This window comes from Thioalkalivibrio sulfidiphilus HL-EbGr7, assembly GCF_000021985.1.
Taxonomy (GTDB): Bacteria; Pseudomonadota; Gammaproteobacteria; order Ectothiorhodospirales; family Ectothiorhodospiraceae; genus Thioalkalivibrio_A; species Thioalkalivibrio_A sulfidiphilus.
On record NC_011901.1, the window covers coordinates 2,084,970 to 2,110,459 of the forward strand.

Below are 25,490 nucleotides of genomic sequence, written 5' to 3' on the forward strand. Positions count from 1 at the left end.
GCTCCACTCATCCTGCGGATGGGCCCGCTCATGACACTCAGTGCACCTCACAATAAAAAAGGCGCCTGGGAACATCCCGGGCGCCTCGCATCCGCGGCAAACACAAACCCCGCTCAGGCATAGTAGTCCACCAGCCCGAGGCCCTGGCGCACGGCCTGGGCCTCGCCGGGCAGCCCGGACTGCTCCGCGCCCTCACCCGCCTGGGCACCGCCACCGGTCCCCTGGCCGTCGGACTCGCCCCGGGCCTGGCGGGCGTCCTGGTGGGACACCGACACATCCAGGGTCATGCCGCCCTCGGCGAACATCTCCCGCAGTCGCGGCAGGGCCGCATCGATGGCCTCCCGCACCGCCGCCTGGGGCGCGACGAAGTTCACCTGGGTGCGATCCCCATCCACGTGCACGCGGATCTCGATGGGGCCCAGGTTGGGGGGGTTCAAACGAAGCTCGGCCACCTGCACCTTCTGGCTGACCATCCACTGCACCCGGTCGCCCAGGGAGCGGTCCCAGCCCGGCTGCCCCATGGGAATGTCCAGGCTCAGGGCACGGGGCGCTGCGCGCGTGGCGGCCTGGTTGGGATCCGCACTGACCGCATTGGCCATGACGGCCTGAATGTCACCGACCTTGCCCTGGGAGGCGAGCTCGCTCAGGGCGCGCTTGCCAGACACTTCATCGTCGGCGGACATGGCCGCCGCCGTCTGCACAGCGGCCGCCATGAGGTGTTCGCGCATACGGACCGAACCGGAGAAGTGCTCCGTGTCAGCCGTATCGGCACCCACGCTCCCTGCCGCAACCTGCATCAAGGCGGCCTGGGGCGGCAAGTTCTTGCCGTCCTGCGGCAAGGGCCTACCCACCGGCAGGGCCTCGTCATTGCCCAGGCTGGCGGCCAGCCAGGCGGCCAGACCCTCGGCGTCCAGTTCCTCGGGCAGGGCCTCGGCCACCTGCTCCAGGCCCTGGAGATGGATGGCCAGACGCATCCAGAAATCGCCCTGCTCGCCCAGGGCGCGGGCTCCGTCCGGCATGGCATCCAGGTCGCCCAGGGCCTGCATCAGGGGGCCCGGCAGATTCATAGGGAAGGCGGCAAGCTGCATGTGTGTCGTCCTGTGTCAGGTGCTCTGCGCTTTGGTTAACAAGATGCGTGCCAGTTACTTGTCGTGGGGTCGACGCGGGCGCTGCCCGAACTCGTCGTTTTCCTTCTGCTCGCGCCGGTCCTCGTCGCGGCGCTCGTCGGCCTGCATGCGTTCCACCACCTTGTTCACCGCGTCGCTGTGCACCCGGGTGGCGGTCCACTGGCCACGGCTCTGTTCCAGGGCGGCCCGCGCCAGTTCCACCCGACGGGCCTGTTCCTCGATGGCCTCGTTGAGCCGCGAGAGGAACAGCCGGTAGTCGCGCATGTTGATGCCCGCCATGGACTCGCCGCCGTCCTCGAAGCGCCTGGCGTATTCGTCGCGGTAGTTGTTGAGTTCCTGCAGGCGGTTCTGCTGATCATCCAGGGCCCGCTGCCGCTCGCCCATCACGCGCGCGGCGTTCTGCTGACGGTTGTGGACCACGTTGGCCACGGGTTGCATGCGTTTGGAACGGGTCATATGGCCCCTCCGGGGCAGAGACAAGTTGCTAGTGACAAGATACAAGTACGGGTCATTTGGCATCCTGCGTTGCATCAAGCTAATGACGCCTTACTCCTCACACCTGGCGCCTCACGCCTCCTCGTTCATCAGCGCGTCCAGCGCCCGCAGGCTTTCCTTGAAATCCACGGCCTCGCGCATGTCCTGGGAGAGGTACTGCTCGAGGTGAGGATAGTACTGGATGGCGGCGTCCACCCGGGGGTCGGCGCCCTTCTGGTAGGCGCCGACGCTGATCAGGTCCCGGTTCTGCTGGTAGGTGGCGTAGATCTGCTTGAACAGGCGCGCGGCCTGGATCTGGCCCGGGTCGGCGATCTCGTTCATGAGCCGGCTCACGGAGGCCTCGATGTCGATGGCGGGATAGCGGCCGGCCTCGGCGATGCGCCGGGACAGCACCACGTGTCCATCGAGGATCGCCCGGGCCGCATCGGCGATGGGGTCGTTCTGGTCGTCGCCCTCGGTGAGCACCGTGTAGAAGGCGGTCATGGTGCCCTCGCCCCGGTCGCTGTTGCCGGCACGCTCCACCAGGTGCGGCAGGCGCGCGAACACGGACGGCGTATAACCCTTGGTGGCAGGCGGTTCGCCGATGGCCAGCGAGATCTCGCGCTGGGCCTGGGCGAAACGGGTCAGGGAATCCATGAGCAGCAGCACGTTCAGGCCCTGGTCCCGGAAGTACTCGGCGATGGAGGTGGCCAGCATGGCGCCGTGCAGGCGCATCAGCGGCGGATGGTCGGCGGGTACCGCCACCACCACCGCCCGGGCCATGCCCTCGGGACCGAGGATGTTCTGCACGAATTCGTTCACTTCCCGGCCACGCTCGCCGATCAGCCCCACCACCGTGACATCGGCATTGGTGTAGCGGGTCATCATGCCCAGCAGCACGCTCTTGCCCACGCCGCTGCCGGCGAACAGGCCCATGCGCTGGCCGCGGCCCACGGTGAGCAGGCCGTTGATGGCGCGCACGCCCACGTCCAGGGGCTCGTGGATGGGACGCCGCGCCAGGGGGTTGAGGGGACGGCCGTTCAAGGACACGCTGGCCTCGCAATCCGGAGGCGGCAGACCGTCCAGGGGCCGGCCCGCACCGTCCAGTACGCGACCCAGCAGGGCCTCGCCCACCCGGGCCTCACGGGCATGCTGGGTGGGGATCACCCGGGCATTGGGGGTGAGCCCGCTGATGTCGCCCACGGGCATGAGGAACACCCGTTCGCCGGAGAAACCCACCACCTCGGCCTCCACCTCGGCGCCGCCCGCGCTCACCACCCGGCAACGTCCACCCACGGGCATGCGCACCCCCTCGGCCTCCAGGGTCAGGCCCACCATGCGCACCAGGCGCCCTTCGGCGGTCAGCGGTCGGGCCTGCTCCACGCGCCGGGCGCCCCGGCGCAGGCTGTCCCGCAGCCGGGCCAGACGCAGCTCGGGATCCAGGCCCTCAGGGAGCGCCATGGCCGTCACCGGCATCGCTGCCGGCTCTGCGATCGATCTCGCCCCTGTGCGTCGCCCTGCTCGTCATGACGGCGCTCACCGCCCCAGAGTTCGGAAATCAGGGCATTGAGACGGGTCTCCAGGGAGGCATCCACGTGGGAGGTGTCGGTCTCCAGGCGCGCACCGCCCCGGCTCAGGGTCGGATCCTCGATCACCTTCCAGGGCCGCTCCAGTTCCGACAGGTGCAGGGCGTCACGCACCAGGCGCGCGTCCTCGGGATGCAGGTGCAGGCGGATGGTGCGCTCGGTGCTGGGCAGCACCATCAGGGCCTCGCGCACCACGGCGACGATCTGGCCCGGGTCGGCGCGCAGTTCGCGGCGCACCAGCTGACGGGTCACGGTGCTGACCAGCTGCAGCAGATCGGATTCCAGCTGCTGGTCCAGGGCCTGCACGCCGGGTACCAGGGACTCCAGCACCCGTTGCAGCGACTCCACCTCGGCGCGCACCGCCGCCTCGCCGGCCTTCCTGCCTTCCTGAAGGCCCTGCTCGAATCCCTCGGCCCTGCCCTCTTCCCGGGCAGCCCGCTGGATCTCCTCGATCTCCCGGGCGGTGGGCAGCGCCGGCCGGTCCGTCACCGCCTCGGAGCGCGCCTGGACACCCGGCCTGCGCGACGCCGCAGCAGCATCACCCACCGCCGGCGCCTCCCAACGCTGCGCAGTCTCCACCTCCTCCCCACTGATGATGCGCTGAGTCATAGGCAGAGGCTCTCACCTCTTGCCTCTAGCCCGCATATCTCACCACCGTTCGTAGCGAGGGCGTCGAGATGCCGCTGTGACGGGGCGCGCGGACCGGAAGACGGTGCCGGCGTAGCCGACACTACGTCAAGCCGGCTGGAGGGAGCACGCCCCGTCACAGCGCGCAGATCGGCGGCCGCAGTAGAAGGGTGGTGAGATATGCGGGCTAGGAACTTGTCTCTTGCCTCTAGCGCCCTCATACAAACTCGTCTCCGCCCTTGCCGCCCAGCACGATCTCGCCGCTTTCGGCCATGCGCCGGGCGACGGTGAGGATCTCCTTCTGGGCGCCTTCCACTTCGCTCAGGCGCACCGGGCCCTTGGCCTCCAGGTCGTCGCGCAGCATCTCGGCGGCGCGCTTGGACATGTTCTTGAAGATCTTCTCCTTGAGGGCGTCCTCGGCGCCCTTGAGGGCCAGCACCAGGGACTCGGTGGAGATCTCCCGCAGCAGGGCCTGGATGCCGCGATCGTCCACCTCCACCAGGTTGTCGAACACGAACATGAGGTCCTGGATCTGCTGGCTGAGGTCTTCGTCCACCTCGCGGATGCGGTCCACGATGGTGGCCTCCTTGGAGGGCTCCATGAAGTTGAGGATGTTGGCGGCGCTCTTGATGCCACCCACCGCCGAGGACTTGACGTTGCTGTTGCCGGAGAACTGGCGTTCCAGGATCTCGTCCAGCTCCTGCAGGGCGTTGGGCTGTATGCCGTCCAGGCTGGCGATGCGCATGAGGATGTCCGGCTGGGTGCGCTCGGGCAGGAAGGAGAGCACCTCGGCGGCGTGATCCGGGTCCAGGTAGGAGAGTACGATGGAGATGATCTGGGGATGCTCCAGGCGGATCACCTCGGCCACCGCCCGGGGCTCCATCCACTTGAGCGCCTCCAGGCCCTTGGAGTTGCGGCCCAGCAGGATACGGTTGATCAGGCCTCCGGCCTTGTCCTCGCCGAGCGCCGAGGTGAGCACCTTGCGGATGTACTCGTCGGTGCCCACGCCCAGGGCAGTCTGCTCTTCCACCGCCTGGGTGAACTCCTCCAGCACCTTCTGCACCTCGGTCCGGGAGACGTTGGCCAGGGTGGCCATGGCGGTGCCCAGGCGCTGCACCTCCTTCGGCCCCATGTGCTTGAGCACCTCGGCGGCGGCATCCTCGCCGAGACTCATGAGGAACACCGCGGCACGCTCGGTGCCGGTGAACTTACTGTTTTCAGGCCCCTGCGCCATCGCTCGCAATCCACGTCTTCATCAATTGGGCCACCCGCTTGGGATCCTCGCGCACCATACCGCGTGCGGAGTCCAGCTGGTCCTCGTAGTTCTTCTTCGTATTCGGCCCCGGCAGCGCGCCCTGGACCTGGGGCTGCTGGCCGAGTCGCAACTGCTCCTCGCCCAGCTCGCCTTCGGGCAGGGCCAGGTGGCCCAGCTGATCCTCGCGGCGCGCCGCGGCACCCCGCTCCGCCAACCCCTTGAGCAGGGGCCGCACCACGGTCAGGGCCAGCACGATGACCATGATCACCGCCAGTATAGTCTTGGCGAGATCCACCACCCAGGGTTCCTGCCAGATGGGCGGTTCGGGCGGCAGTTCCAGTGCCTCCACCGGTCGGAACGAGGCATTGATCACGTTGATGCTGTCGCCGCGGCGGGCGTCGAAACCCACCGCCTCGCGCACCAGGGTGGTGATACGCTCCATCTCCTGTTCAGTGAACGGCACCCGTTCAAGTTCTCCAGCCTCGTTGCGTTCTTCCTTGTGGTCCACCACCACCGCAATGGACAGGCGGCGCAGACCTCCGGGGGCCTCGCGGATGTGGCTGACGGTACGATCCACCTCGTAATTACGCACCGTGCGGCGGCTGCTGGAGCCAGGCACCTGGGCCTGGCCGTTGGCACCGTTGCCTTCCTCGGCGATCACGCCCGCCTCGGGGGGCTGGTTGGTGAGCGCGCCGGGCACGCCCATCATGCCGCCGCCGCGGCTCTCGTCCTCGGAGATCTGCTCACTGCGCACCACGGAGAATTCCGGATCGAAGGCCTCGGTGGTGCGTTCGATGCGCGAGAAATCCAGGTCCGCGGCCACCTGGGCGCGGACCGCGTCGGCGCCCAGGATGGGCGTCAGGATGTCCATGATGCGCCGCACGTAGCTTTCCTCCATGCGGCGGGTGAAATCCAGCTGCTGGGTGCTGGCCATGACGCCGTCCACGTCTCCGGCCGGCTGGGTCAGCAGTCGGCCACGCTGGTCCACCACCGTGACCCGCTCCGGCTCCAGGTCCGGCACGCTGGAGGCCACCAGGTGCACGATGCCCGCGATGCGGCTCTCGTCCAGGGTCCGCCCGGCGTAGAGATTGACCAGCACCGAGGCGCTCGGCTTGCTCCGGTCACGCACGAATACCGACTGAGCAGGCAGGGCCAGGTGCACCCGGGCGCTCTCCACGCTGCTCAGGGTGGCGATGGAGCGGGCCAGTTCGCCCTCGATGGCGCGATGGTAACGGGCGTTCTCGATCAGGCGGCTGGTGCCCAGACCCTGGTCCTGCTCCAGCAGCTCGAAGCCGAAACCGGTAGCCCTGGGCAGCCCCTCGGTGGCCAGCTTCAGGCGGGCGTCGTGCAGATGGCGGGCAGGCACGGTGACCGCGCCGGTGGCGGAATCCAGGCGGTAGGGAATGTTGTGCCGCCCCAGGGCCTCGGCGACCTGGCCGCTCTCCTGCTCCGCCAGGTTGGGATACAGCACCGTGTAGCTGGGGCGCGTCATCCACATGAAGAGGCTCGACACCAGCGCCACCGCCGCCGCCAGCGCCACGATCAGGCCGATCTGGCGCTCCATGGGCAGCCTGCCGAAGCCCCGCACCTGATTGCTGAGAACCGCCATCGAATTTGCCATCGTTCCCTATCCTGCGCCGATCAGAGCGGCATTCTCATGATTTCCTGGTAGGCGTTGAGCAGGCGGTTGCGCACCTGGTTGACTGCCTCGAAGGAAATACTGGATTTCTGCATGGCCACCATCACCTGGGCCAGGTTCACGTTGGGGTCGCCCAGTTCGAAGGCGTTCCTCAACTCGCTGGCGGCCTGCTGTGTCTGGTTCACCTGGTCCAGACTCTGCTTGAGCATCTGGGCGAAGTTGACCCCGGACGGTTCCTGGGCGGGCGTGGCGTTGAGACCGGAGTTCGCCGCCAGCGCCCGCATCTGGGCGAGCACCTGGTTGATCTGCATATCGCTCATGCCGACCTCCTGACGGAGGTCGGCATGAGCAGAGACAAGATGCAAGATCCAAGAGGCAAGAAACCCCTTGTCTGGACATCATTCATCATCTTCACCGTGATTGATCTCATGCAGTACGCCCTCACTTGACTCTTGTCTCTGGTCACTTGTCTCTAGCAGCCCGTCGGGCTGCTCAGGGAATTGCCACTCCGGCTTCCCGAAGCCTTGCCAACTTGTAGCGCAACGTCCGCGGGCTGATCCCCAGCCGGGCAGCAGCCTCCTTGCGGCTGCCCTGTTCGCAGCGCAGGGCGTCCAGGATCAGCTGCTCCTCGCGGGAACGCAGGCTGGCGTCCAGGGCCCGGGCAGCGACCTGCCCGTTCACGGCCTGGGGCGGCGCCAGGGCATCGACGCCGGTGTTCACCCGGGGCTCCACGGCGCCGGGCGAAACATGCTCGAAACGGATGCAGGCCGCATCGATCTGACGGCCGTGACGCAGGATCAGGGCGCGCTGGATCACGTTGTCCAGTTCGCGCACGTTGCCGGGCCAGCTGTGGTTCATCAGGCGGTTTGCCGCGCAGGGGGCCAGATCGGCGGTATCGATGCCCCGGCCATGACGCTCCAGGAAGGCACGGGCCAGGGGCAGGATGTCGCCGGGGCGCTCGCGCAGCGGCGGGATCAGCAGCGGAAACACGCTCAGGCGATAGAACAGGTCCTCGCGGAAGCGGCCCGCGGCGACCGCCTCGCGCAGGTCCCGGTTGGAGGTGGCGATGACGCGCACGTCCAGCTTGAGGGCCTTGCGGGCGCCCAGGCGCTCCACTTCCCGTTCCTGCAGCACACGCAGCAGCTTGGCCTGCAGGCCCATGTCCATCTCGGTGATCTCGTCCAGCAGCAGCGTGCCGCCCTGGGCCTGTTCGAACTTGCCCGGGCGCGACTCGTGGGCGCCGGTGAAGGCACCGCGCTCGTAACCGAACAGCAGGGCTTCCAGCATGTTCTCGGGGATGGCGGCGCAGTTGACCGCCACGAACGGGCCGGCGGCCCGGGAAGAATGGTTGTGCAGGTAGCGGGCGAAGACCTCCTTGCCCACCCCGGATTCACCGTTGAGCATCACGGTGACCTCGGAACCGGCCACCCGGGCGGCCAGGTCCAGCAGTTCGCGGCTGCGGGGGTCTTCCAGCACCATGCCGTCGGTGGGGGTGCGCACGGTGAGCTGGCGTACCCGCTCGGAGACGGCGCCCACCCGGAAGGGCTTCACCAGGAAATCCGTGGCCCCTTCGCGCATGGCGGTCACCGCGGTGTGGATGCTGCCATCGCCACTGGTCAGCACCACCGGCAGGTCCGGCTGTTCCCGGCGCAGGCGGCGCAGCAGGGACAGGCCGTCCATGGGGCGGGTCTCACGGCTGGCGAACACGATACTGACCGGTTCCCGGCCCAGCAGATCCAGGGCCGCATCGCCGTGATCCGCCTCGAGCACGCGGCAGCGATCCGCCAGCAGGTGTTCGCGGACCTGGGCACGCAGACCCGCATCCTCTTCCACGAGCAGCACGGTCGGGGACTGGGTCATCGGGATACTCCTCGCATCACTGGACTCCCTTGCAGGGGTTCTTGAAACCGTGGCGGTGACGGTGCGCCGACGCACCGGCCGCCTCAGCCCATGCAAAGCAGGAATGATGCCAGGAGTATTTTTTACTGGATTATCAGGAAGCTAAGAAAAGGCCCACGACGGGAAGTCAAATTTCCGTCGCGTCCTCGGGGCGGGAAATGCCGAACTTGCGCATCTTCTCCACCAGGGTGGTCCGGCGCATGCCGAGCAGCTTGGCGGCGTGGGCCACCACCCCGTTGGATTCGTCCAGGGCCCGGCGGATCAGGCCCATCTCCAGATCGTTGAGGTATTCCTTCAGATCGATGCCCTCGCTGGGCAGGCCGGGGGCCCCGGGCAGATAGCCGGGCGGCAGGCCCTCGCCGTCCATCTCCGCCTGGGCCAGCTCCGCCAGTTCCTCGTCGCCTTCGCGGCGGAACTTGGCCGGCAGGTCCGAGACCTCCACGGTCTCGCCAGGATGCATGATGGCCAGGCGCTCGATCAGGTTCGCCAGCTCGCGCACATTGCCGGGCCAGTCGTACACGGACAGGGCGCGCATGGCCGATTCCCCCAGGCGCACGCTGCCGCGGCCCTCACCTTCCATGCGCGCGGTCAGCTCACTGATCAGCAGGGGCAGGTCGCTGCGGCGGTGGCGCAGGGGCGGCACCTCGATGGGGAACACGTTGAGGCGGTAATAGAGGTCTTCCCGGAAGCTGCCTTCGTCGATGGCCAGTTCCAGGTCCCGGTGGGTGGCGGCGATGATGCGCACGTCGCACTGGATGCTGCGGTTGCTGCCCACCCGCTCGAAGGTGCGTTCCTGCAGCACCCGCAGCAGCTTCACCTGCATGGGCAGGGGCATGTCGCCGATCTCGTCCAGGAACAGGGTGCCGCCCTGGGCCAGCTCGAAGCGGCCCTGGCGGCTGGTGAGCGCGCCGGTGAAGGCGCCCTTCTCGTGGCCGAACAGCTCGCTTTCCAGCAGATCGGCGGGGATGGCGCCGCAGTTGACCGCCACGAAGGGCCGCTCCCGGCGGCTGGAGGCGCTGTGGATGTTGCGCGCCACCACTTCCTTGCCGGTGCCGGTCTCGCCCAGCACCAGCACGTTGGCGTCCGTGGCCGCCACCTGGCCGATGAGCCGGCGGATGCGCTGCACCATGGGGTTGCGCCCCACCAGGGAGCGGAACAGTTCCAGGGAACGGGCCCCGTCCAGTCCGCCGTTGGCCACCGCGTGGCGTGCGCACTGCAGGGCGTGGGAGAGCTGGGGATAGCGCACCGGGTACTCCACCCGGCGCACCACCAGGGCCTGGGCAGCCTTGGTTAATGAAGGAAATTCCGAATCATCGCCCACCAGCACCACGGGGATACCCGGTGAACGCTCAGGCAATTCGTTAAGCAGATCCTCCAGGGCTTCGCCGAGACAACCGCTGACCACCCAGGCCAACCAGCCCTGATCGCAGTCGACAGCCATCTCGGGAAGGGTCCTGTGGAAGGTGGGCTGACATTCCAGGAAATCCAGCACAGTTTCCAGACGCGAGGCGCGGTCCGGATCGGAGGCCAGCAGCAGCACCCGGTTGGGCAGGGCCGCAACCGTTGACTCCTCCGCGTGCGAGGCCTGGTCCAGCGCGTTCATGGCCGTACTCCCTGAAAACGATGTCGCACCAAGGCCGTTGGGATCATGGATACCGAAGGGGATTCGTTTGATGGCGGTTATGTTAGGTGGTTTGCAAAGCCCGGGGCAAGGCGTGGATGGTGAGTGGTCGATTGTCAGTGGTCAGTGGTCAGTGGTCAGTGGTCAAAGCCAATACTCATCCTCTCACGGAGCCACAGGGACATGGGGCAGGCGTTTCGGACATCAAAACCGTAACACCCATTCTCTCGCGGAGGCGCAGAGACGCGGGGAAAATCAAAGACGATATTTCTCGCAAAGCCGCGAAGCCGCAAAGGAAAAGCTTTTTGAGTTTTCACTTATTCAACGCCTTTCTTGGTGTCTTCGCGTCTTCGCGTCTTCGCGAGAGATCAAGAATTTTTGGCCTTTCTCAGCGCCCCCGCGCCTCTGCGAGAGAACAAGACCTTTATGCCTTGCCGCGCCGCTGCGCCACCTCGCGCCGGTGGCGGCGGAAGATCATGCGCTCCAGCCCGTCCCGGACTGCCTCGGACAGCCCTTCGAATGCCAGTAGCGTGCGCACCCCGTCCGCGTCCTCCTGCCGCGCCACCACCCTCCCGAACAGGGTCATGGACCTGGGAAAGGACGGACAGACATGCAGTTCCACACGCACCAGCCCGCCCGGGCCCGGTCCCTGGCCCGCCCACCACTCCAGGCCCTGGGCATTGAATCGCACCCGGTGGGGTTCCGGCTGCCCGCCCTGGACGCGCAGCCAGTCGCCCAGCAGCTCCAGCACCAGGTTCAGCTTGGCCTCGACCCGCGCCAGTTCGTGGGCCAGCTCAGGAGACTCCTCCGAAGGCCGGTGGGACTCCTCCAGCCCCTCGCAGGCCCGGATCAGGGCCTCGTTGCTGACATTGATCGCCGCCAGACGCTGCTCCGAGGGCAAGTCCTCCACCTCTGTCCAGGCCAGGGGCAGATCGTCCTCGTGGACCAGGCCTTCATTCAGGGGGTTGTCCGTTGTCATGTGTCGCTCGTCCGTCGTTGCGCGGGCCATGCCCGCCTCCCAACCATTGCAGGATCATAGGGCGGGCCATGCCCGCCAACCTCCCACATCGCCCCACCCATAGGGCGGGCCATGCCCGCCGCCGCCATTGTGTCAGATCCAAGCGCTGATGGCGGCCACGGGCCGCCCTATGTGCAAAAAGTCTAAAAATGGTCGGTGACGAATGATTCTCATTTGTTACCGACCCCATTTCTGGTTGGAGTGAGCAAGAATCATTTATCGCCGCCCCCTGTACTCTTACCGGCCTTCCAGCCACCCCCTATAGTCAAACCGATCTAAGCATCAAGAGACAGCTCATGCAGACCGTAAAAGATATCGTCCACGATGTGGCAGATCACCTGCCCGAGCAGGCCATCCTCGACGACGCGATGCACGCCCTCTACGTACGACAGAAACTTGCCCGCTCGCTGGAAGCGGCAGAACGAGGCGAACTGACCTCGCAGGAGGACATGGAGAAGCTCTACCTGAATATCGAGTGATGTATCGGCTGGACAAGGACCGTGTTCTGATCCTCGCCGTCATGCACGGCAGCAGAGATGTCACTGGGCAGGACGATAAGCCTTGGGGCAAAGAGTCATGACCGAATGACAGGCTGGAGTACTTGATGTCAGTTGTCAGTATCGTGTATCCAGCGATACGTATTTCAAGGTTTTGAACAACTGACTACGGACAAACCAGTCACTACCGATTTTCCTCATACGCCCGCGTCCCCACCCTGCCCTTCACCGACTGGCGCACGTCGTCGGCCAGCCGGTCCCGTTCGGTCTCGGCCAGGGTAAGCAGCTCACGGTAGCGTTCGCGGATGGCGGAGAGGCCGTCGGCCAGGGGTTCAGGATCGAGATTTCCGGCGTTGCCCACCAGGGCTTCCACCTGGGCGCGGCACTGTCGGTCCCGTTCGCCGGCGGCTTCCCATTCACCCGCGCGGGCATGGACCAGGGCCGCTTCCACGTGGGCCAGGGCCAGGGAAAGCCCTTCGTGCAGGTCCCCCGTAGGCGCGGTACATTCGCCGAGCTGGGATTCTTTCGCTGACCGTTCGTCGCCCATGGTCGGTTTCAAAACGCCGTAGGATGGGCAAAGCGCAGCGTGCCCATCGAACCGAATCCGGCATGGGCACGCTGCGCTTTGCCCATCCTACGGGTCAGGACAGCGATGGGGGATGCACCCTCCATTCGGCCCGGGGTCGGGCCTCCTACGGAAGGCGAGGAAGGCTCCGGTTGTTCAGCCACGATCGCCTTCGGCGGCCTGCTGGGCGGGGATGGCGTCCCAGCCGGCCTTCACTTCCCGCAACAGTTTGGACACCTCGTCAAGCATGGCCGGGTCGTTGCGCAGATTGGCCTCGGTCAGGCGCCGGCCCATGTATTCGTACAGGGCGTCCAGGTTTGCAGCCACCTCGCCACCCTTCTCCATGTCCAGGTGGGCGCGCAGACCGTCGATGATGCCGATGGCCTTGCTGATGCGCTCGCCCTTCACCGCCACGTTGCCCTGCTGCATGGCCCCCTTGGCGGTGGCGATGCGCTCCAGGGCCCCGTCGAACAGCATCTGGATGAGCCGGTGGGGATTGGCCTCGTTGACCTCGGCCAGGGCGCCGTCGCGGTACTGGTTCAGTGCCTGGTGGATGCCGGTCTGGTACATGGCGGAACCTCGTGTGTTGTGCTTTGTGCTTTGTGCTTTGTGCTTTGTGCTTTGTGCTTTGTGCTTTGTGCTTTGTGCTTTGTGCTTTGTGCTTTGTGCTTTGTGCTTTGTGCTTTGTGCTTTGTGCTTTGTCAAAGGACGAAGTACCAAGCACCAAGTACGACCTTTACCTGTTCCTGTTCTGATTGAGCATGGCGTTCAGCGCGCCCAGCTGCTGGCTCAGGTACTGGCTGGTGTTCTGAAGCTGCCCCACCAAGGCGTCCATGGCGCCGAACTGGCGCACCAGTCGGGCCTCGAACTGTTCCATGCGGTTATCAAGTACCTCACGCTGACGATCAATGTCGCGGATACGGGTGAGCAGGCCGTCGGTTCGGGCATCCAGCAGACCGCCGGTCTCCGTGAAGCCCTTGACCGTGTCCCTGAGACCGCTTGAGACCTCGTTGAGCAGACCGATCGCCCCCTGGAAATCCTCGTCCAGGGCCCGATCCAGGGCGGCACTGTCCAGGGAAAGCTTGCCGTTACGGTCGGAGTTGATACCCAGATTCACCAGGTTGGTGAACTGCGAGCCCGCCTCGCCGCCGCTGGCCAACAGCCCGGAGGAGAGCCGGCTGCGGATGCCGCGCAGGGTGCTGTCGCCCACCAGCACGGCGCCCTGCTGGGTCTCGGGGTTATATCGTGTCAGCTCCCTGACCTGATCCACCACCGCGTTGTAGGCAGTCACGAATTCATTGATGGCGCTGCGCACCGCCGCCCGGTTCTTGCCCACCTCCACGGTGATGCTGGTGCCGGGCTCGGACTCGCCGCGCAGGGTCAGGGTCAGGCCCTCGATGGCCCCGTCCAGGGTATTGCTGGGACTGGTCACCGTCAGGCCGTTGATCTGTGCCTGCGCGTCGCCGGCGGCGGTCACCACGTCCAGGTTGTTCGATGCCAGGCGGGACAGCCCGGACAGGTCGGTGTCGTCGCCATCATCGTCGGACACGGTGAGATTGATGGTGTTGGCCGCCCCCGTGGTGCCGGAGGTCAGCACCAGGCGCGCCCCGGTGCCGTCGTTGATGATGCTGGCCTGCACACCGGCTTCAGAGGCATTGATGGCGTCGCGGATGCCGCGCAGGGTGTTGTTGTCTTCGTCGATGGTGATGTTGACCAGCTCGCCGTCACCCACCTGCAGGGACAGGCTACCACTGCCCACCACCGTGTCGGCATCGTCGAAGGCGAGACTTGCACGGGTCTCGGCGGTGGCCAGGGTCTCTACGCGTACGGTGTAGCGGCCTGGAAAGGCGGATTCCTGGGCACTCACACCCAGGCGTGCATTGTCGGAACTGGAGGCCGTGCGGCCCTCCTTGAGATCCACCAGCTTGCCCAGAGCGGTTTCCAGGGAGGACAGCCCGCCCTTGATGCTGCCGAAGGCGGACAGCTGGGCCTGGTAGTTGGCCTCACGGCGGAAAAGCCTGCTTTCAACAGGCTGTCGCTCGGCGGCCACCAGCTGATTGACCAGCGCGGACAGATCCAGTCCGGAACCGATACCGAGTGAGCTGATGGCCATGGTGAATACCTCTCTCTATTGTGTGGTCAGCCCCGTAGGAGGCCCGACCCCGGGCCGAATACCATGGCCCGATGATACTGCGCTGTTCGCGGCGCGGTCGCCGCTCCTACAACAACGGCAACGGGGACCGGGGGGTGGTCCTGGGTGCCCACCTCCCGATTCCCTCTTCCCTATTCATCGAATACAACATCTGTGCCACCAGCCCGCATATTTCATCAAGGATCGCAAAATATGCGGGCTAAGCCTTCTCGGCCACCCCGAAGCTGTCCAGACCACCTTGGTCGCGCAGGTATTCCGCCAGGGCCTGCACCGACTCCGGCGGGATCTGGCGGATCACCTCCTGGCTCTCGGAGTCCAGCACGGTGATCACGGTCCTGCCGCTGAAATCATCCACCGAGAAACGCAGGTCCCGCCTCACCGACTGCATATAGTCGTTGAGCGATTCCACCACCCCGGAGAGATCCAGTTCGGGCATCTCCGGTGCCGAGGGGGCAGGCAGGTCCTTGCCGGCCGCCGCTGCCGGGGGCGGTTCGGTCTTGCCGCCCGCTGCCGCCGTATCCGGCTTCCTCACCGGGGCCGGGGCAGGCACGGAGGCCTGTGGCATGGGGTTGATGAGCATATCCTTCATGTTCATTCCCTCAACGGATTACAGGGAAAAGGGCGGGCCCGGCAAACCGGACCCACCCTTCGCGCCTTCCCTGGCGCGCCATCATCCTGTGTCGAGGCTGGGCCCGGTCGCTTACTGCAGCAGGGCCAGCACGCTCTGGGGCACCGCGTTGGCCTGGGCCAGCACCGAGATACCGGCCTGCTGCAGGATCTGGGCGCGGGTCAGCTCGGCGGTCTCTGCGGCGAAGTCCGCATCCCGGATACGGGACCGGGCAGCGGAGAGGTTCTCCACGGAGACGCCCAGGTTGGAGATGGTGGACTCGAAGCGCACCTGGACCGCACCCAGTTCGGCGCGCAGACCACTGACCTGCTGTAGGGCGAAATCCATGACCTGGATAGTCTGGTTAGCACGTTCACGGCTCAGGACGTTCTGATCAGTCAGGGCGCGATCAGTACCACCAGCAGTAATGTTAAGGTCGTCGGCACTGCCAGTGGTGGCCACAAGGATGTCCTGACCCACATTGGTGGCCAGATCAATTCCACGCATGATGGTACCGGATTCACCGGCTCCCAGGCCGCCGATGACCAGAGCGCCACCACCAGTTCGCTCAATCGTGATGTCGCCGTTGGAAGTCAGCGTCAGATCAGCACCGTCAAAGCTTGCGGTAACACCGGTCTGGTTGGACAGTGCATTGATCTTGCCAGCCAACAACTCAGCGGTATCACCACTATCGACAGCGATGTTCACCCCATTGATGTTCAGGGTACCCGCGGCATCCGCAGCCGTGATGGCAAACGTGGCTTCGGCCTGGGAGGACAGCGCAGCGGTGACACCAGTTTCCGCGGACAATGCATTGATTCGATTAACCACTTCGGTCAAAGAAGTGGCATCGGTGTTGAGGTCTGCAAGATCAATCTCAACACCCTGAATGGCCAGAGTACCTGGCGTACCGAAATCAAAGGCGCCGGTGAAATCGCCAGACAGGGCAGAGTCACCTTCAGCCACACGGGCACCGAGCTGGGAGGCTCGGGCGTCTACACCGTTAACGGTGATGGTCTGGTTCTGGTTGGCACCCACCTGGAACACCAGTTCAGACAGGCTGCCGTCCAGGATCTTCTGACCATTGAACTCAGTGGCATTCGCAACCCGGTTCACCTCCGCGATCAGCTGCTGCACCTCATTGTTCAGGGCCTGGCGGTCAGAGGAGGAGTTCGTGTCGTTAGCGGACTGTACCGCCAGCTCGCGGATACGCTGCAGGGCATCACCCACGGTGGACAGGGCGCCTTCGGCCGTCTGGGCGAAGGAGATGCCATCGTTGGCATTGCGCACAGCCTGGTTCAGACCGCGGATCTGGGTGGTGAAGCGCTCGGAGATGGCCAGACCGGCGGCATCGTCCTTGGCGCTGTTGATGCGAAGACCCGAGGACAGCCGCTGCAGGGAGGTCTGCAGGGCGCTCTGGGAGTTGGTCAGGTTGCGCTGGGCGTTGAGCGACAGCACGTTGGTATTGATGATCTGGGCCATGACAGTTCCCCTTCTTAATCAGAGAGTTGGTTCAGTCCACCGCCCTCGTTGGCGGGTGTCCGGGCGGCGAGACTGTGCCGCTTTCAGGCCATGTATCGGCGGCTCGGGGGGAAGCTTTAGGGAGATTTAGGAACAATTTTGCGTCTCAGGTGCCGTTCGTTCCGGCAATCCGGCCGCTCGTCGCCGGCGGCCTCGGGACAGAAGCAAAACCGGTCCTCTCACGGGGACACGGAGCCACGGGGAAGGCCTATTCAATATGCCTTTCTCCGCGTCCCTGCGCCTCCGCGAGAGGATCGCCTTTCGCCTTTGACCCATCGAAACCCACAGTCAAAACCATCCTCTCGCAGAGGCGCGGGGGCGCGGAGGAAAGGCAAAATCTTGATCTCTCGCAAAGGCGCGAAGACGCCAAGAAACCCTTTATTCAGGCTTTTCCTTTGCGGCTTCGCGGCTTGGCGAGAGACCTGGGCCTTGGGTTTTTCCGTCACCTGGGGCCTAAACCGGTCCTCTCACGGAGCCACGGAGGCACGGAGAAGACTTATTTGTAAAGGGTTTCCTCCGTGCCCCTGTGGCTCCGTGAGAGGATCGCCTTTCGCCTTTGATCCCGAAACCCAAAGCCAAAACCATCCTCTCGCAGAGGCGCAGAGGCGCAGAGGCGCGGAGGAAAGGCAAAATCGTGATCTCTCGCAAAGGCGCAAAGACGCCAAGAAACCCTTTATTCAGGCTTTTCCTTTGGGGCTTCGCGGCTTGGCGAAAGACCTGGGCCTTGGGTTTTTCCCTCACCTGGGGCCTAAACCAGTCCTCTCACGGGGCCACGGAGGCACGGGGAGGCCTGCTTGAGAAGGGTTTGCCCCGTCCCTGCGTCGATCTATGTCGGCAGTTTCAGTTTGCCGAGATGGCTGACGGCATCCGAGGGGAAATGTCCGAGAACGTAGTCGAGAATCCGGTTGTAGGTATCCACCAACAAGGCCACCCGTTCCCGGGCCTGTTGGAGGGCCTGGGCGAATTCAGCCGGGTCGCGCATGTATTCATGCACGAGCCGGTTGCGCAGGTTGCGGGCCTCGACCCAGTCCAACGCCGATTTGAGCAAGCCGAGCTTTTCCATGCGGTTCAGGTTATCCAGAACGGCACCTGGCGTCTCCTGCATGTGACGCATGAGCTCGGGAACGAGTTTTTCGCCCAGGGTATCCTGCATGCGTCCAAAACGGGCCACGAAGGCGTCCAGGCGTTCGGCCAGTTCGGGTTCATTGTCCAGGTTCTCGATCCAGGCCTTGTCGATCACCTGGGAGAACAGGCGCCCCGTGGTACCGATCAGGTGCCGGCCCTCCCGAGCGACCGTGTCCATGAGGAAATGCAGCCGCGGCTCGTCGGGGCGGCTCACAGGGCCACCCCTTCCCGGGCTGCTACCCCGTGAATTGGCTGACGGGGGGTCTGGGGATCGACAAGCAGGACATCGATGCGCTGGTCGCCGAGCGCCATCTGAAGCTGCGCAGCAAGACGGCTGGCCGTCGCTGCGCGGTTTACGAGCACCTGATCCACCTCGATATACAGATCGATGTCACCTCCCCGGGCCGTATCATCCACCCGTGAACCGAACAGGTGTACCCGGGCATCACGCCCCAGCGTCTCGCGCACCTTTTCACGGATGATCCGCACCTGTTGGCTGGTCAATCGCATCTGACATCTCCCGTTATTCCCGGTTGCATTTTCAACCCCACAGGTGTCCGGTGACAACTGGCCTGCGGATGCAGACTTGACGCGAAAAAGGGATCCCACGCGAGGGCGCTAAGGGAAAGCCATCAAAATGGAGTTCTCTGCAGCTTTGCGGCTTTGCGAGAGACCCAGGCCTTGGGTTTTGCCGTCACCTGGGGCCAGAACCGGTCCTCTCACGGGCCACGGAGGCACGGGGAAGGCCTATTCAATATGCCTTTCTCCGCGTCCCTGCGCCTCCGCGAGAGGATCGCCTTTCGCCTTTCGCCTTTGACCCGCCGAAACCCACAGTCAAAACCATCCTCTCGCAGAGGCGCAGAGGCGCGGAGGAAAGGCAAAATCTTGATCTCTCGCGAAGGCGCGAAGACGCCAAGAAACCCATTTTCTATATCTTTCCTTTGCGTCTTTGCGGCTTGGCGAGAGACCAGGGCCTTTGAATTTCGCGATCCCTGGGGCCAAAACCAGTCCTCTCACGGGGCCACGGAGACACGGGGAAGGCTTATTTGAACAGGGTTTCCTCCGTGCCCCTGTGGCTCCGTGAGAGGATCGCCGTTCGCCTTTGACCCGCCGTAACCCAAAGCCAAAACCATCCTCTCGCAGAGGCGCAGAGGCGCGGGGAAGGCCCATTTAAAGGGTTTCCTCCGTGCCCCTGTGGCTCCGTGAGAGGATCGCTTTTCGACTTTGCCCAGCCGAAACCAAAGTCAAAACCATCCTCTCACGGGGGCACGGAGACACGGGGAAGACTTATTTTAAAAAGGGTTTCCTCCGCGTCCCTGCGCCTCCGCGAGAGAACCGCCTTTCGCCCTTCAAGCCGCTGCAGTCAGGGTGAAATCCACGTGCACGGCATCAAAGGGGAAGATGATCCGGCCATCCTCGGTGCGGTCCAGGATGCCTGCGTCCAGCAGGGCATGGACATCCCGGTGGACACCCTTCACATCCCGCTCGACCCGCCGGGCCGTCTCACGGATGCTCATGGCCCCCTGCCCGGTCATCGCCTTGAGCAGTTCCCAACGCTTGCCCGTGAGGGTCTGCCAGAGGAGTTCGACCGAGGCGAAGGTGATGTGGTCCCCTTGCCGCTTGCCTGCGAACGCCGCCAGGGCGCGGCGAGTGACGTCCTCACGACTGGCCACGGAAAGCGTAACGGTGCTCATGATCGCCTCCATTGGTCCACCTCGGACCAGAAGTCGGCCAGCAACTGGGCGGCCGTGGTGAATGTGTAAGGCAGTTCCCTGGAACCCAGGTGCTTGTGATCGCCCTTGCCAGCTTCGTTGTCGTAGCGAATGACGCAGTCACCTGCCACGACGAAGGCCAGCGAGTACTTGTATGCGTGTGTTGAGCCGGGTACCCGCCGTGGCACACGCCAGATGCGGATCTCCACAAAGGCGTCCGGCGCGACCTGGTGCCTTTCCCTGAGCAACAATTCTGCCTGCATGTTGTCTTTTATGCCAACACCGGTTGGTGTTGTCAATAGCACCAACACAGTGAAGTTAAAACCGGTCCTCTCACGGGGGCACGGAGCCACGGGGAGGGCCTATTCAATAAGCTTTTCTCCGCGCCCCTGCGCCTCCGCGAGAGAACCGCCTTTCGCCTTTGCCCCGCCGAAACCCAAAGGCAAAACCATCCTCTCGCGGAGGCGCGGAGGCGCGGGGAAAGTCCATTTGAACAGGGTTTCCTCCGTGTCCCCGTGGCTCCGTGAGAGGATCGCTTTTCGCCTTTGCCCAGCCGAAACCAAAGTCAAAACCATTCTCTCACGGGGACACGGAGACACGGGGAAGGCCCATTCAAAACGCCTTTCCCGGCGCCCTGCCCCCGCCTCTCCGCGAGTGCGATGACTTTGCCTTGATAGTTGATCTGGCTGAACGACAGGTCGAACCTGATCGATATCGGATGGCCTTGACGAAATTAACCATATTGGTTAGTTTCGTCCCATGGAAAAGCGCAGTGCGCACTACGATCTGGATGACATCAAGGACGTGGTTGCGCGTCTTGGCATTCGCGCGTTTACACGCTCATCCATCGATGGCGGGGCTGAAATGGGTCTTGCCAGCCGGGAAATGATTGCAGTGGTGTTGGGTGTCGAGCGTGGCATGTTCTACAAGAGCATGACCACCTATCAGGACCACAAGGTCTGGCAGGACGTGTACCACGTGCCAACAAGAGCGGGACCGGCCTATGTGAAGTTTACGTTGCGCAGCAGCGGTTCTGTCGTGATTTCCTTCAAGAGACTTTAGAGCGATGGCAAACAAACATCCTTGCATGCATTGCGAAACCGGCTCGATGACCGAGGATATCCGGGATGTGGTCGTTGAACTGGATGGGCTGTCTCGAACCGTCCCCGGAATCCGAGGGATGTTTTGCGATACCTGCAAGGAGATCGAATTCTGTGATGGGGACAGTGCCGCGCGGTACGCTGAGGTGATGGATGCCCTGATCGCTGAGCGCAAGACCGCCCTGGCGCTCGAGGTCAGGAATCTACGCAAGAAACTCAAGCTGACCCAACGCCAGGCATCCATGATCTTCGGTGGCGGGATCAATGCATTCAGCCGCTATGAACGCGGTGTGACCGAGCCCTCCCGTGCAGTCATGACCCTCCTTCATGTGATGGAGCGTCATCCTGAGATCCGCGACGAGCTTTGCAAGGAGCAGGGGTTGTAGCTTCCAGCAAGTCAAAACCCTCCTCTCGCGGAGGCGCGGAGGCGCGGAGGAAAGGCAAAATCTTGATCTCTCGCGAAGGCGCGAAGACGCCAAGAAACCCATTACTTAATGCTTTTCCTTCGCGGCTTCGCGGCTTTGCGAGAGACCCGGGCCTTTGGTTATGCCGACACCCGGGGCCGAAACCAGTCCTCTCACAGGGCCACGGAGCCACGGAGAAGCTGCCATTTCAATATGCCTTTCTCCGCGCCCCTGCGCCTCCGCGAGAGGATCGCCTTTCGCCTTTGACCCGCCGTAACCCAAAGCCAAAACCCTCCTCTCGCAGAGGCGCAGAGACGCGGAGGAAAGGCAAAATCTTGATCTCTCGCGAAGGCGCGAAGCCGCAAAGAAACCCATTACTTAATGCTTTTCCTTCGCGGCTTTGCGACTTGGCGAGAGACCTGGGCCTTTGGTTTTTCCGTCACTTGAGGCCAGAACCGGTCCTCTCACAGGGCTACGGAGCCACGGAGATGCTGCCTTTTCAATATTCCTTTCTCCGCGCCCCTGCGCCTCCGCGAGAGGATCGCCTTTCGCCTTCGCCTCACACCCCAACACATTCCTCCAGACCCTTGCCTGTCAGGGCATTTCCCTGCATGTTAGAGCCATCCCCCATTCCCCCGGACAGGACCCATGGCTGCGGCCGAGCATCCAGGACGCTACCCAGCATCACCATCATCACGACAGTTGGGACTGTTCGGCCTTCTGATCACCCTGCTGTTGGTCCTGATCGCCTGCACCCCCGCCCCACCCGAGCCCCTGCGCATCGCCGCCGGCCCCTTCCCCGGCTACGAACCCCTGTACCTGGCCCGGGAACTGGGCCTGCTGGATCCGGATCAGGTCCGGCTGGTGGAGTACGCGCCCGGCTCCCAGAGTCTGCGGGCCTACCGCAACGGGGTAGTGGACGGGGCGGCCCTGACTGCCGACGAGGTGCTGCTGCTGGCCCGGGAGGGCTACGACCCGAGGATCGTGGCCGTGCTGGATTACTCCAACGGCATCGACGTGGTCATGGCCCGGCCGGAGATCACCTCCCTGGCGGGCCTGCGCGGGCAACGCATCGGCGTGGAGAACACCGCCCTGGGGGCCTATTTCCTGAGCCGGGTGCTGCACTTCGCGGGGCTGACGAAGGATGATGTGCAGCTGGTACCCACGGAACTGAGCGAACACAGCCGCGCCTACGGGGAAGGTCGGGTGGATGCGGTGATCACCTATGCCCCGCAGCGGGAGATCCTGTCTGCCCAGGGGGCACATCAGCTGTTCGACAGCAGCCTGATCCCCGGCGAGATCGTGGACCTGCTGGTGGTCAGACAACGCGCCCTCGATCACCAGAGTGAGTCCGTGGCACACCTGCTCACCGGGCTGTTCGGCGCCCTGGACCACCTTGCTCGCGACCCGGCATCCTCCGTGCAACGCATGGCGCCCCGGGTGAGCATGAGCGAGGCGGACTTCGCGCGCGCACTGGATGAACTGGAGTTACCTGACCTCGCGCAGAACCTTCGGCTGATGCAGGGCAATCCCCCGCACCTGGAGCTGACGCTCACGGAGATCATGGAGCTGATGATTCGCGAAGGGCTGCTGGAGGGACCGGTCGAGGTCTCAGGGCTGATTCGGGGTGACCTGCTCAACGTGGTTCAACATCGGGCGGCACGCTGACATGCCGCTGCGCTACCTGATCCCCGTGCTTCTGCTGGGTCTGGCCCTGGTGGCCGGACTGTTCTCCTACCAGAGCGGCACCCGCGCGGCTCTGGCGCAGGTGCAGGCCAGCGAGACGGATAACCTGCGCCGGCTGATGAACCGGCTGCAGGAAAACCTGGAATACCTGCTGCGCCATGACGGGATGCAGCGGGTCCAGGAGGAGATGGCGGCGCTGAGCGTCGAACCACACCTGAATCTCGCCCTGGTGGCCGACCCCCAGGGGCAGGTGCTTGGCTCCATGCATCGGGCGGACCAGGTCCGCAAGGCGGCCGAACTGCTGGAGGAACGGCTGCTGTCCCAGTGGCAGGACGAGGCAGTGGAGTGGCTCAAGGCACCTGACAGGATCACCTCCGGTACGGTTCAGATCTCCAGGGATGGGACGACCCTGCTAGGGCTCTATCCCCTGGTGCTCGGCAGCGAGCCCGGCGAGCTGCGACCCAGCCAGGTGGGACTGCTGGTGGTGCAGGCGGACCTGGGCCGTTTCCAGCAGATGGCTCGGCACCTGGTGGAACGGCAAACCCTGACCTTCGTGGGTGTACTGCTGCTGGTGGCGCTGCTGGGCTGGTTCCTCAGCCACCGGCTGGTCACCCGCCGCATGGACCGCCTGCTGCAGACCACACGGCGGCTCGGGCAAGGCGATCTGGATGCCCGCACCTGGCTGAGCGGTCGTGACGAACTGGCCCGGCTGGGCCAGGACTTCGACCGCATGGCTGAACAGATCCAGGCCGCGCGCAAGGCCCTAGAGGACAACGCCGAGCGACTGGAGCGGGCCCAGGCCATGGGCCAGATGGGCGACTGGGAATGGGATGTTCAGACCGGCACGCTACACTGGTCACCCCAGCTCTATTGCATCTTCGGGGTGTCACCCGAGAGCTTCACGCCCAGCTATGACGGCTACCTGGACCTCGTGCACCCCGAGGACCGGCCGGCCCTGCTGGCGACGGTGGAGGCCGCGCGCAGCAGCGGCGAGCCCTACACCCTGGACCACCGCATCGTGCGACCCGATGGCAGCATCCGGGTAATCCAGTCCCAGGGAGAGGCACTGCGCGATGCCGACGGTCGCATCATCAAGCTGCGCGGCACGGGTCTCGATGTGACCGAGCGCAAGCAGGCCGAGGCTGCCCTGTTCGAAGCCAAGGAACGGGCCCTGGTGACCCTGCATTCCATCGGCGACGCAGTGATTACCACCGATGCCCAGGGTATCGTCACGTACCTCAACCCGGTCGCGGAAGGCCTCACCGGCTGGCGCAGCTCAGAGGCCACCGGCCAGCCCCTGACTAAGGTGTTCCGCATCTTCAACGAGTTCACCCTGCAGCCCACCCAGGACCCGGTGAAGACCTGTCTCGAGGAAGGACGCATCGTGGCCCTGGCCAACCACACGGTGCTCATGAGCCGGGACGGCGCCACCCGGGCCATCGAGGATTCCGCCGCCCCCATCCGCGACCGCAACGGGCTGATCCTGGGCGTGGTGCTGGTGTTCCACGACGTGAGCAAGACCCGGCAGATGGCCCGCCAGCTCTCCTGGCAGGCCACCCACGACGCGCTCACCGGCCTGTTCAACCGCTACGAATTCGAGCAGCGTCTTGCCCAGGCCCTGGCCCAGGCGAGGGATCGTCTGGCCCATCACGCCGTGCTGTACATGGACCTGGACCAGTTCAAGGTGGTCAACGACACCTGCGGCCACAGCGCGGGCGATGAACTGCTCAAACAGCTCGCCTACCTGCTCATGGGCAAGGTGCGTGAGAGCGACACCCTGGCGCGACTGGGTGGCGATGAGTTCGGTGTGCTGCTGGAGAACTGTCCCCTGGACAAGGCCCGGGAGATCGCCCAGGAACTGCGTCAGACGGTGCGCGATTTCCGTTTCAGCTGGAAGGGCAAGAGCTTCCAGATCGGCATCAGCATCGGGCTGGTGATGATCAGCGACGGCAACCTGGATCTTGCCGAGGTCTTGAGCGCCGCCGACATGGCCTGCTATGCGGCCAAGGACCTGGGGCGCGACCGCATCCACGTCTACCACGCCGAGGACGCCGACCTGCAGCGACGCCACGTGGAGATGCAGGCCATCAACCGCATCACCGATGCCCTCACCCATGACCGCTTCGTCCTCTACACCCAGCGCATCGTCGCCACCGGCGCGGCGGGCCCCGACGACGGCGGCGAGCACATGGAGATCCTGCTGCGCATGGTGGACGAGAAGGGCGACCTGGTGCCGCCCGGTGCCTTCATCCCTGCCGCGGAACGCTACGACCTCATGCCCGCCATCGACCGCTGGGTGATCCGGCGCTTCTTCAGCACCATGGCACAGCACATCCGTGAAGAATGCGGCGTGGATGGCTCCGGGGGCAGCGCCTCAGGCTGCCTGTATGCCATCAACATCTCCGGCGCCTCCATCAACGACGAGACCTTCCTGGGATTTGTCACCGAGCAGCTGGAGACGCACCGCATCCCCCCCACGGCCATCTGCTTCGAGATCACCGAAACGGCCGCCATCGCCAACCTCACCCGCGCCATGAACCTGATCAACGAATTGCGCAAACGGGGCTGTCGCTTCTCCCTGGACGACTTCGGTACCGGCGTGTCCTCGTTCGGCTACCTGAAGAACCTGCCGGTGGATTACCTGAAGATCGACGGCAGCCTGGTCAAGGACATCGTTTCGGATCCCATCGACCGGGCCATGGTGGATGCCATCAACCGCATCGGCCAGGTGATGGGCATCCACACCGTGGCCGAGTTCGTGGAGAACGACGAGATCCTGGCAAGCCTTCGGGAACTGGGCGTCGATTATGCCCAGGGATACGGCATCGACCGGCCGAAACCGCTCTTGCGTGAAGGGTGAGGCGTGAGGAGTAAC

24 protein-coding genes are annotated in these 25,490 nt (G+C 64.6%); 5 read left to right on the forward strand and 19 right to left on the reverse strand.

All coding sequences use genetic code 11. From position 1 onward, the window contains the following. Nucleotides 1–113: 113 nt before the first annotated feature. The 10 genes from TGR7_RS09850 to TGR7_RS09895 all read right to left on the reverse strand — a co-directional run bounded on the left by TGR7_RS09850 (nucleotide 114) and on the right by TGR7_RS09895 (nucleotide 11,207). The gene (locus tag TGR7_RS09850; protein WP_012638524.1) at nucleotides 114–1,088 is read right to left on the reverse strand and encodes a flagellar hook-length control protein FliK; all 975 of its coding nucleotides are present in this window, start codon (nucleotides 1,086–1,088) and stop codon (nucleotides 114–116) included. 54 nt (nucleotides 1,089–1,142) lie between these two features. Further along, nucleotides 1,143–1,583: a flagellar export protein FliJ gene (fliJ, locus tag TGR7_RS09855; RefSeq protein WP_012638525.1), complete on the reverse strand. Its 441-nt coding sequence runs from the start codon at nucleotides 1,581–1,583 to the stop codon at nucleotides 1,143–1,145. A gap of 111 nt (nucleotides 1,584–1,694) precedes the next feature. Beyond that, nucleotides 1,695–3,062: a flagellar protein export ATPase FliI gene (gene fliI / locus TGR7_RS09860; RefSeq protein ID WP_041442922.1), complete on the reverse strand. Its 1,368-nt coding sequence runs from the start codon at nucleotides 3,060–3,062 to the stop codon at nucleotides 1,695–1,697. A 5-nt stretch (nucleotides 3,063–3,067) separates the two neighbouring features. Beyond that, the gene (locus TGR7_RS09865; protein WP_012638527.1) at nucleotides 3,068–3,796 is read right to left on the reverse strand and encodes a flagellar assembly protein FliH; all 729 of its coding nucleotides are present in this window, start codon (nucleotides 3,794–3,796) and stop codon (nucleotides 3,068–3,070) included. Nucleotides 3,797–4,031: 235 nt separating this feature from the next. Continuing rightward, nucleotides 4,032–5,048, reverse strand: a complete 1,017-nt coding sequence (gene fliG / locus TGR7_RS09870; RefSeq protein ID WP_012638528.1) for a flagellar motor switch protein FliG — start codon at nucleotides 5,046–5,048, stop codon at nucleotides 4,032–4,034. Beyond that, nucleotides 5,032–6,690: a flagellar basal-body MS-ring/collar protein FliF gene (gene fliF / locus TGR7_RS09875; RefSeq protein ID WP_012638529.1), complete on the reverse strand. Its 1,659-nt coding sequence runs from the start codon at nucleotides 6,688–6,690 to the stop codon at nucleotides 5,032–5,034. The genes fliG and fliF overlap by 17 nt, the downstream gene beginning before the upstream one ends. Before the next feature lie 20 nt (nucleotides 6,691–6,710). Then, nucleotides 6,711–7,028 (reverse strand): flagellar hook-basal body complex protein FliE, encoded by a 318-nt coding sequence (gene fliE, locus TGR7_RS09880; RefSeq protein WP_012638530.1) that lies wholly within the window; start codon nucleotides 7,026–7,028, stop codon nucleotides 6,711–6,713. A gap of 172 nt (nucleotides 7,029–7,200) precedes the next feature. After that, nucleotides 7,201–8,568, reverse strand: coding sequence for a sigma-54-dependent transcriptional regulator (locus tag TGR7_RS09885; RefSeq protein WP_012638532.1), 1,368 nt, complete (start codon nucleotides 8,566–8,568; stop codon nucleotides 7,201–7,203). Between the two features lie 166 nt (nucleotides 8,569–8,734). Continuing rightward, nucleotides 8,735–10,210 carry a sigma-54 dependent transcriptional regulator gene (locus TGR7_RS09890; protein WP_012638533.1) on the reverse strand — a complete coding sequence of 492 codons (1,476 nt, stop codon included), beginning with the start codon at nucleotides 10,208–10,210 and terminating at the stop codon, nucleotides 8,735–8,737. Nucleotides 10,211–10,652: 442 nt separating this feature from the next. Then, on the reverse strand, nucleotides 10,653–11,207 hold the full coding sequence (locus TGR7_RS09895) for a PilZ domain-containing protein (RefSeq protein WP_148211489.1): 555 nt from the start codon (nucleotides 11,205–11,207) through the stop codon (nucleotides 10,653–10,655). Nucleotides 11,208–11,542: 335 nt separating this feature from the next. Between TGR7_RS09895 and TGR7_RS09900 the strand changes: the two genes are divergently transcribed. Continuing rightward, the gene (locus TGR7_RS09900) at nucleotides 11,543–11,725 is read left to right on the forward strand and encodes a hypothetical protein (protein WP_012638535.1); all 183 of its coding nucleotides are present in this window, start codon (nucleotides 11,543–11,545) and stop codon (nucleotides 11,723–11,725) included. A 202-nt stretch (nucleotides 11,726–11,927) separates the two neighbouring features. Here the strand turns inward: TGR7_RS09900 and TGR7_RS09905 are convergent, their stop codons facing one another. The 9 genes from TGR7_RS09905 to TGR7_RS09945 all read right to left on the reverse strand — a co-directional run bounded on the left by TGR7_RS09905 (nucleotide 11,928) and on the right by TGR7_RS09945 (nucleotide 19,688). Further along, entirely contained in the window at nucleotides 11,928–12,290 is a 363-nt protein-coding gene (locus TGR7_RS09905) for a flagellar protein FliT (protein WP_012638537.1), read from the reverse strand. Nucleotides 12,291–12,464: 174 nt separating this feature from the next. After that, entirely contained in the window at nucleotides 12,465–12,878 is a 414-nt protein-coding gene (gene fliS / locus TGR7_RS09910) for a flagellar export chaperone FliS (protein ID WP_012638538.1), read from the reverse strand. Between the two features lie 166 nt (nucleotides 12,879–13,044). After that, nucleotides 13,045–14,421, reverse strand: a complete 1,377-nt coding sequence (gene fliD / locus TGR7_RS09915) for a flagellar filament capping protein FliD (protein ID WP_012638539.1) — start codon at nucleotides 14,419–14,421, stop codon at nucleotides 13,045–13,047. Between the two features lie 238 nt (nucleotides 14,422–14,659). Beyond that, nucleotides 14,660–15,049 (reverse strand): flagellar protein FlaG, encoded by a 390-nt coding sequence (locus tag TGR7_RS17155; RefSeq protein WP_012638540.1) that lies wholly within the window; start codon nucleotides 15,047–15,049, stop codon nucleotides 14,660–14,662. Between the two features lie 111 nt (nucleotides 15,050–15,160). Next, on the reverse strand, nucleotides 15,161–16,549 hold the full coding sequence (locus tag TGR7_RS09925; RefSeq protein ID WP_012638541.1) for a flagellin: 1,389 nt from the start codon (nucleotides 16,547–16,549) through the stop codon (nucleotides 15,161–15,163). Between the two features lie 865 nt (nucleotides 16,550–17,414). Beyond that, the gene (locus tag TGR7_RS09930) at nucleotides 17,415–17,927 is read right to left on the reverse strand and encodes a hypothetical protein (RefSeq protein WP_012638543.1); all 513 of its coding nucleotides are present in this window, start codon (nucleotides 17,925–17,927) and stop codon (nucleotides 17,415–17,417) included. Continuing rightward, nucleotides 17,924–18,223, reverse strand: a complete 300-nt coding sequence (locus tag TGR7_RS09935) for a nucleotidyltransferase domain-containing protein (RefSeq protein WP_012638544.1) — start codon at nucleotides 18,221–18,223, stop codon at nucleotides 17,924–17,926. Before TGR7_RS09935 ends, TGR7_RS09930 begins: the two co-directional genes overlap by 4 nt. A gap of 839 nt (nucleotides 18,224–19,062) precedes the next feature. Continuing rightward, nucleotides 19,063–19,407 carry an HVO_A0114 family putative DNA-binding protein gene (locus TGR7_RS09940; RefSeq protein ID WP_012638545.1) on the reverse strand — a complete coding sequence of 115 codons (345 nt, stop codon included), beginning with the start codon at nucleotides 19,405–19,407 and terminating at the stop codon, nucleotides 19,063–19,065. Then, nucleotides 19,404–19,688 carry a toxin-antitoxin system TumE family protein gene (locus tag TGR7_RS09945; RefSeq protein ID WP_012638546.1) on the reverse strand — a complete coding sequence of 95 codons (285 nt, stop codon included), beginning with the start codon at nucleotides 19,686–19,688 and terminating at the stop codon, nucleotides 19,404–19,406. The genes TGR7_RS09940 and TGR7_RS09945 overlap by 4 nt, the downstream gene beginning before the upstream one ends. 496 nt (nucleotides 19,689–20,184) lie before the next feature. Between TGR7_RS09945 and TGR7_RS09950 the strand changes: the two genes are divergently transcribed. The 4 genes from TGR7_RS09950 (at nucleotide 20,185) to TGR7_RS09965 (ending at nucleotide 25,475) form a co-directional block, all read left to right on the forward strand. Next, nucleotides 20,185–20,487: a type II toxin-antitoxin system MqsR family toxin gene (locus tag TGR7_RS09950; protein ID WP_012638547.1), complete on the forward strand. Its 303-nt coding sequence runs from the start codon at nucleotides 20,185–20,187 to the stop codon at nucleotides 20,485–20,487. Between the two features lie 4 nt (nucleotides 20,488–20,491). Continuing rightward, the gene (locus TGR7_RS09955; protein WP_148211490.1) at nucleotides 20,492–20,911 is read left to right on the forward strand and encodes a type II toxin-antitoxin system MqsA family antitoxin; all 420 of its coding nucleotides are present in this window, start codon (nucleotides 20,492–20,494) and stop codon (nucleotides 20,909–20,911) included. A 666-nt stretch (nucleotides 20,912–21,577) separates the two neighbouring features. Next, nucleotides 21,578–22,597, forward strand: coding sequence for an ABC transporter substrate-binding protein (locus TGR7_RS09960; RefSeq protein WP_012638549.1), 1,020 nt, complete (start codon nucleotides 21,578–21,580; stop codon nucleotides 22,595–22,597). 1 nt (nucleotide 22,598) lies between these two features. Continuing rightward, on the forward strand, nucleotides 22,599–25,475 hold the full coding sequence (locus TGR7_RS09965; RefSeq protein ID WP_012638550.1) for an EAL domain-containing protein: 2,877 nt from the start codon (nucleotides 22,599–22,601) through the stop codon (nucleotides 25,473–25,475). The last annotated feature ends 15 nt before the right edge of the window (nucleotides 25,476–25,490 follow it).

Coding starts and splice junctions, on each gene's coding strand:
- TGR7_RS09850 (WP_012638524.1), bottom strand. CDS start 1,088: ATGCAGCTTGCCGCCTTCCCTATGAATCTGCCGGGCCCCCTGATGCAG.
- fliJ (WP_012638525.1), bottom strand. CDS start 1,583: ATGACCCGTTCCAAACGCATGCAACCCGTGGCCAACGTGGTCCACAAC.
- fliI (WP_041442922.1), bottom strand. CDS start 3,062: ATGGCGCTCCCTGAGGGCCTGGATCCCGAGCTGCGTCTGGCCCGGCTG.
- TGR7_RS09865 (WP_012638527.1), bottom strand. CDS start 3,796: ATGACTCAGCGCATCATCAGTGGGGAGGAGGTGGAGACTGCGCAGCGT.
- fliG (WP_012638528.1), bottom strand. CDS start 5,048: ATGGCGCAGGGGCCTGAAAACAGTAAGTTCACCGGCACCGAGCGTGCC.
- fliF (WP_012638529.1), bottom strand. CDS start 6,690: ATGGCAAATTCGATGGCGGTTCTCAGCAATCAGGTGCGGGGCTTCGGC.
- fliE (WP_012638530.1), bottom strand. CDS start 7,028: ATGAGCGATATGCAGATCAACCAGGTGCTCGCCCAGATGCGGGCGCTG.
- TGR7_RS09885 (WP_012638532.1), bottom strand. CDS start 8,568: ATGACCCAGTCCCCGACCGTGCTGCTCGTGGAAGAGGATGCGGGTCTG.
- TGR7_RS09890 (WP_012638533.1), bottom strand. CDS start 10,210: ATGAACGCGCTGGACCAGGCCTCGCACGCGGAGGAGTCAACGGTTGCG.
- TGR7_RS09895 (WP_148211489.1), bottom strand. CDS start 11,207: ATGACAACGGACAACCCCCTGAATGAAGGCCTGGTCCACGAGGACGAT.
- TGR7_RS09900 (WP_012638535.1), top strand. CDS start 11,543: ATGCAGACCGTAAAAGATATCGTCCACGATGTGGCAGATCACCTGCCC.
- TGR7_RS09905 (WP_012638537.1), bottom strand. CDS start 12,290: ATGGGCGACGAACGGTCAGCGAAAGAATCCCAGCTCGGCGAATGTACC.
- fliS (WP_012638538.1), bottom strand. CDS start 12,878: ATGTACCAGACCGGCATCCACCAGGCACTGAACCAGTACCGCGACGGC.
- fliD (WP_012638539.1), bottom strand. CDS start 14,421: ATGGCCATCAGCTCACTCGGTATCGGTTCCGGACTGGATCTGTCCGCG.
- TGR7_RS17155 (WP_012638540.1), bottom strand. CDS start 15,049: ATGAAGGATATGCTCATCAACCCCATGCCACAGGCCTCCGTGCCTGCC.
- TGR7_RS09925 (WP_012638541.1), bottom strand. CDS start 16,549: ATGGCCCAGATCATCAATACCAACGTGCTGTCGCTCAACGCCCAGCGC.
- TGR7_RS09935 (WP_012638544.1), bottom strand. CDS start 18,223: ATGCGATTGACCAGCCAACAGGTGCGGATCATCCGTGAAAAGGTGCGC.
- TGR7_RS09940 (WP_012638545.1), bottom strand. CDS start 19,407: ATGAGCACCGTTACGCTTTCCGTGGCCAGTCGTGAGGACGTCACTCGC.
- TGR7_RS09945 (WP_012638546.1), bottom strand. CDS start 19,688: ATGCAGGCAGAATTGTTGCTCAGGGAAAGGCACCAGGTCGCGCCGGAC.
- TGR7_RS09950 (WP_012638547.1), top strand. CDS start 20,185: ATGGAAAAGCGCAGTGCGCACTACGATCTGGATGACATCAAGGACGTG.
- TGR7_RS09955 (WP_148211490.1), top strand. CDS start 20,492: ATGGCAAACAAACATCCTTGCATGCATTGCGAAACCGGCTCGATGACC.
- TGR7_RS09960 (WP_012638549.1), top strand. CDS start 21,578: ATGGCTGCGGCCGAGCATCCAGGACGCTACCCAGCATCACCATCATCA.
- TGR7_RS09965 (WP_012638550.1), top strand. CDS start 22,599: ATGCCGCTGCGCTACCTGATCCCCGTGCTTCTGCTGGGTCTGGCCCTG.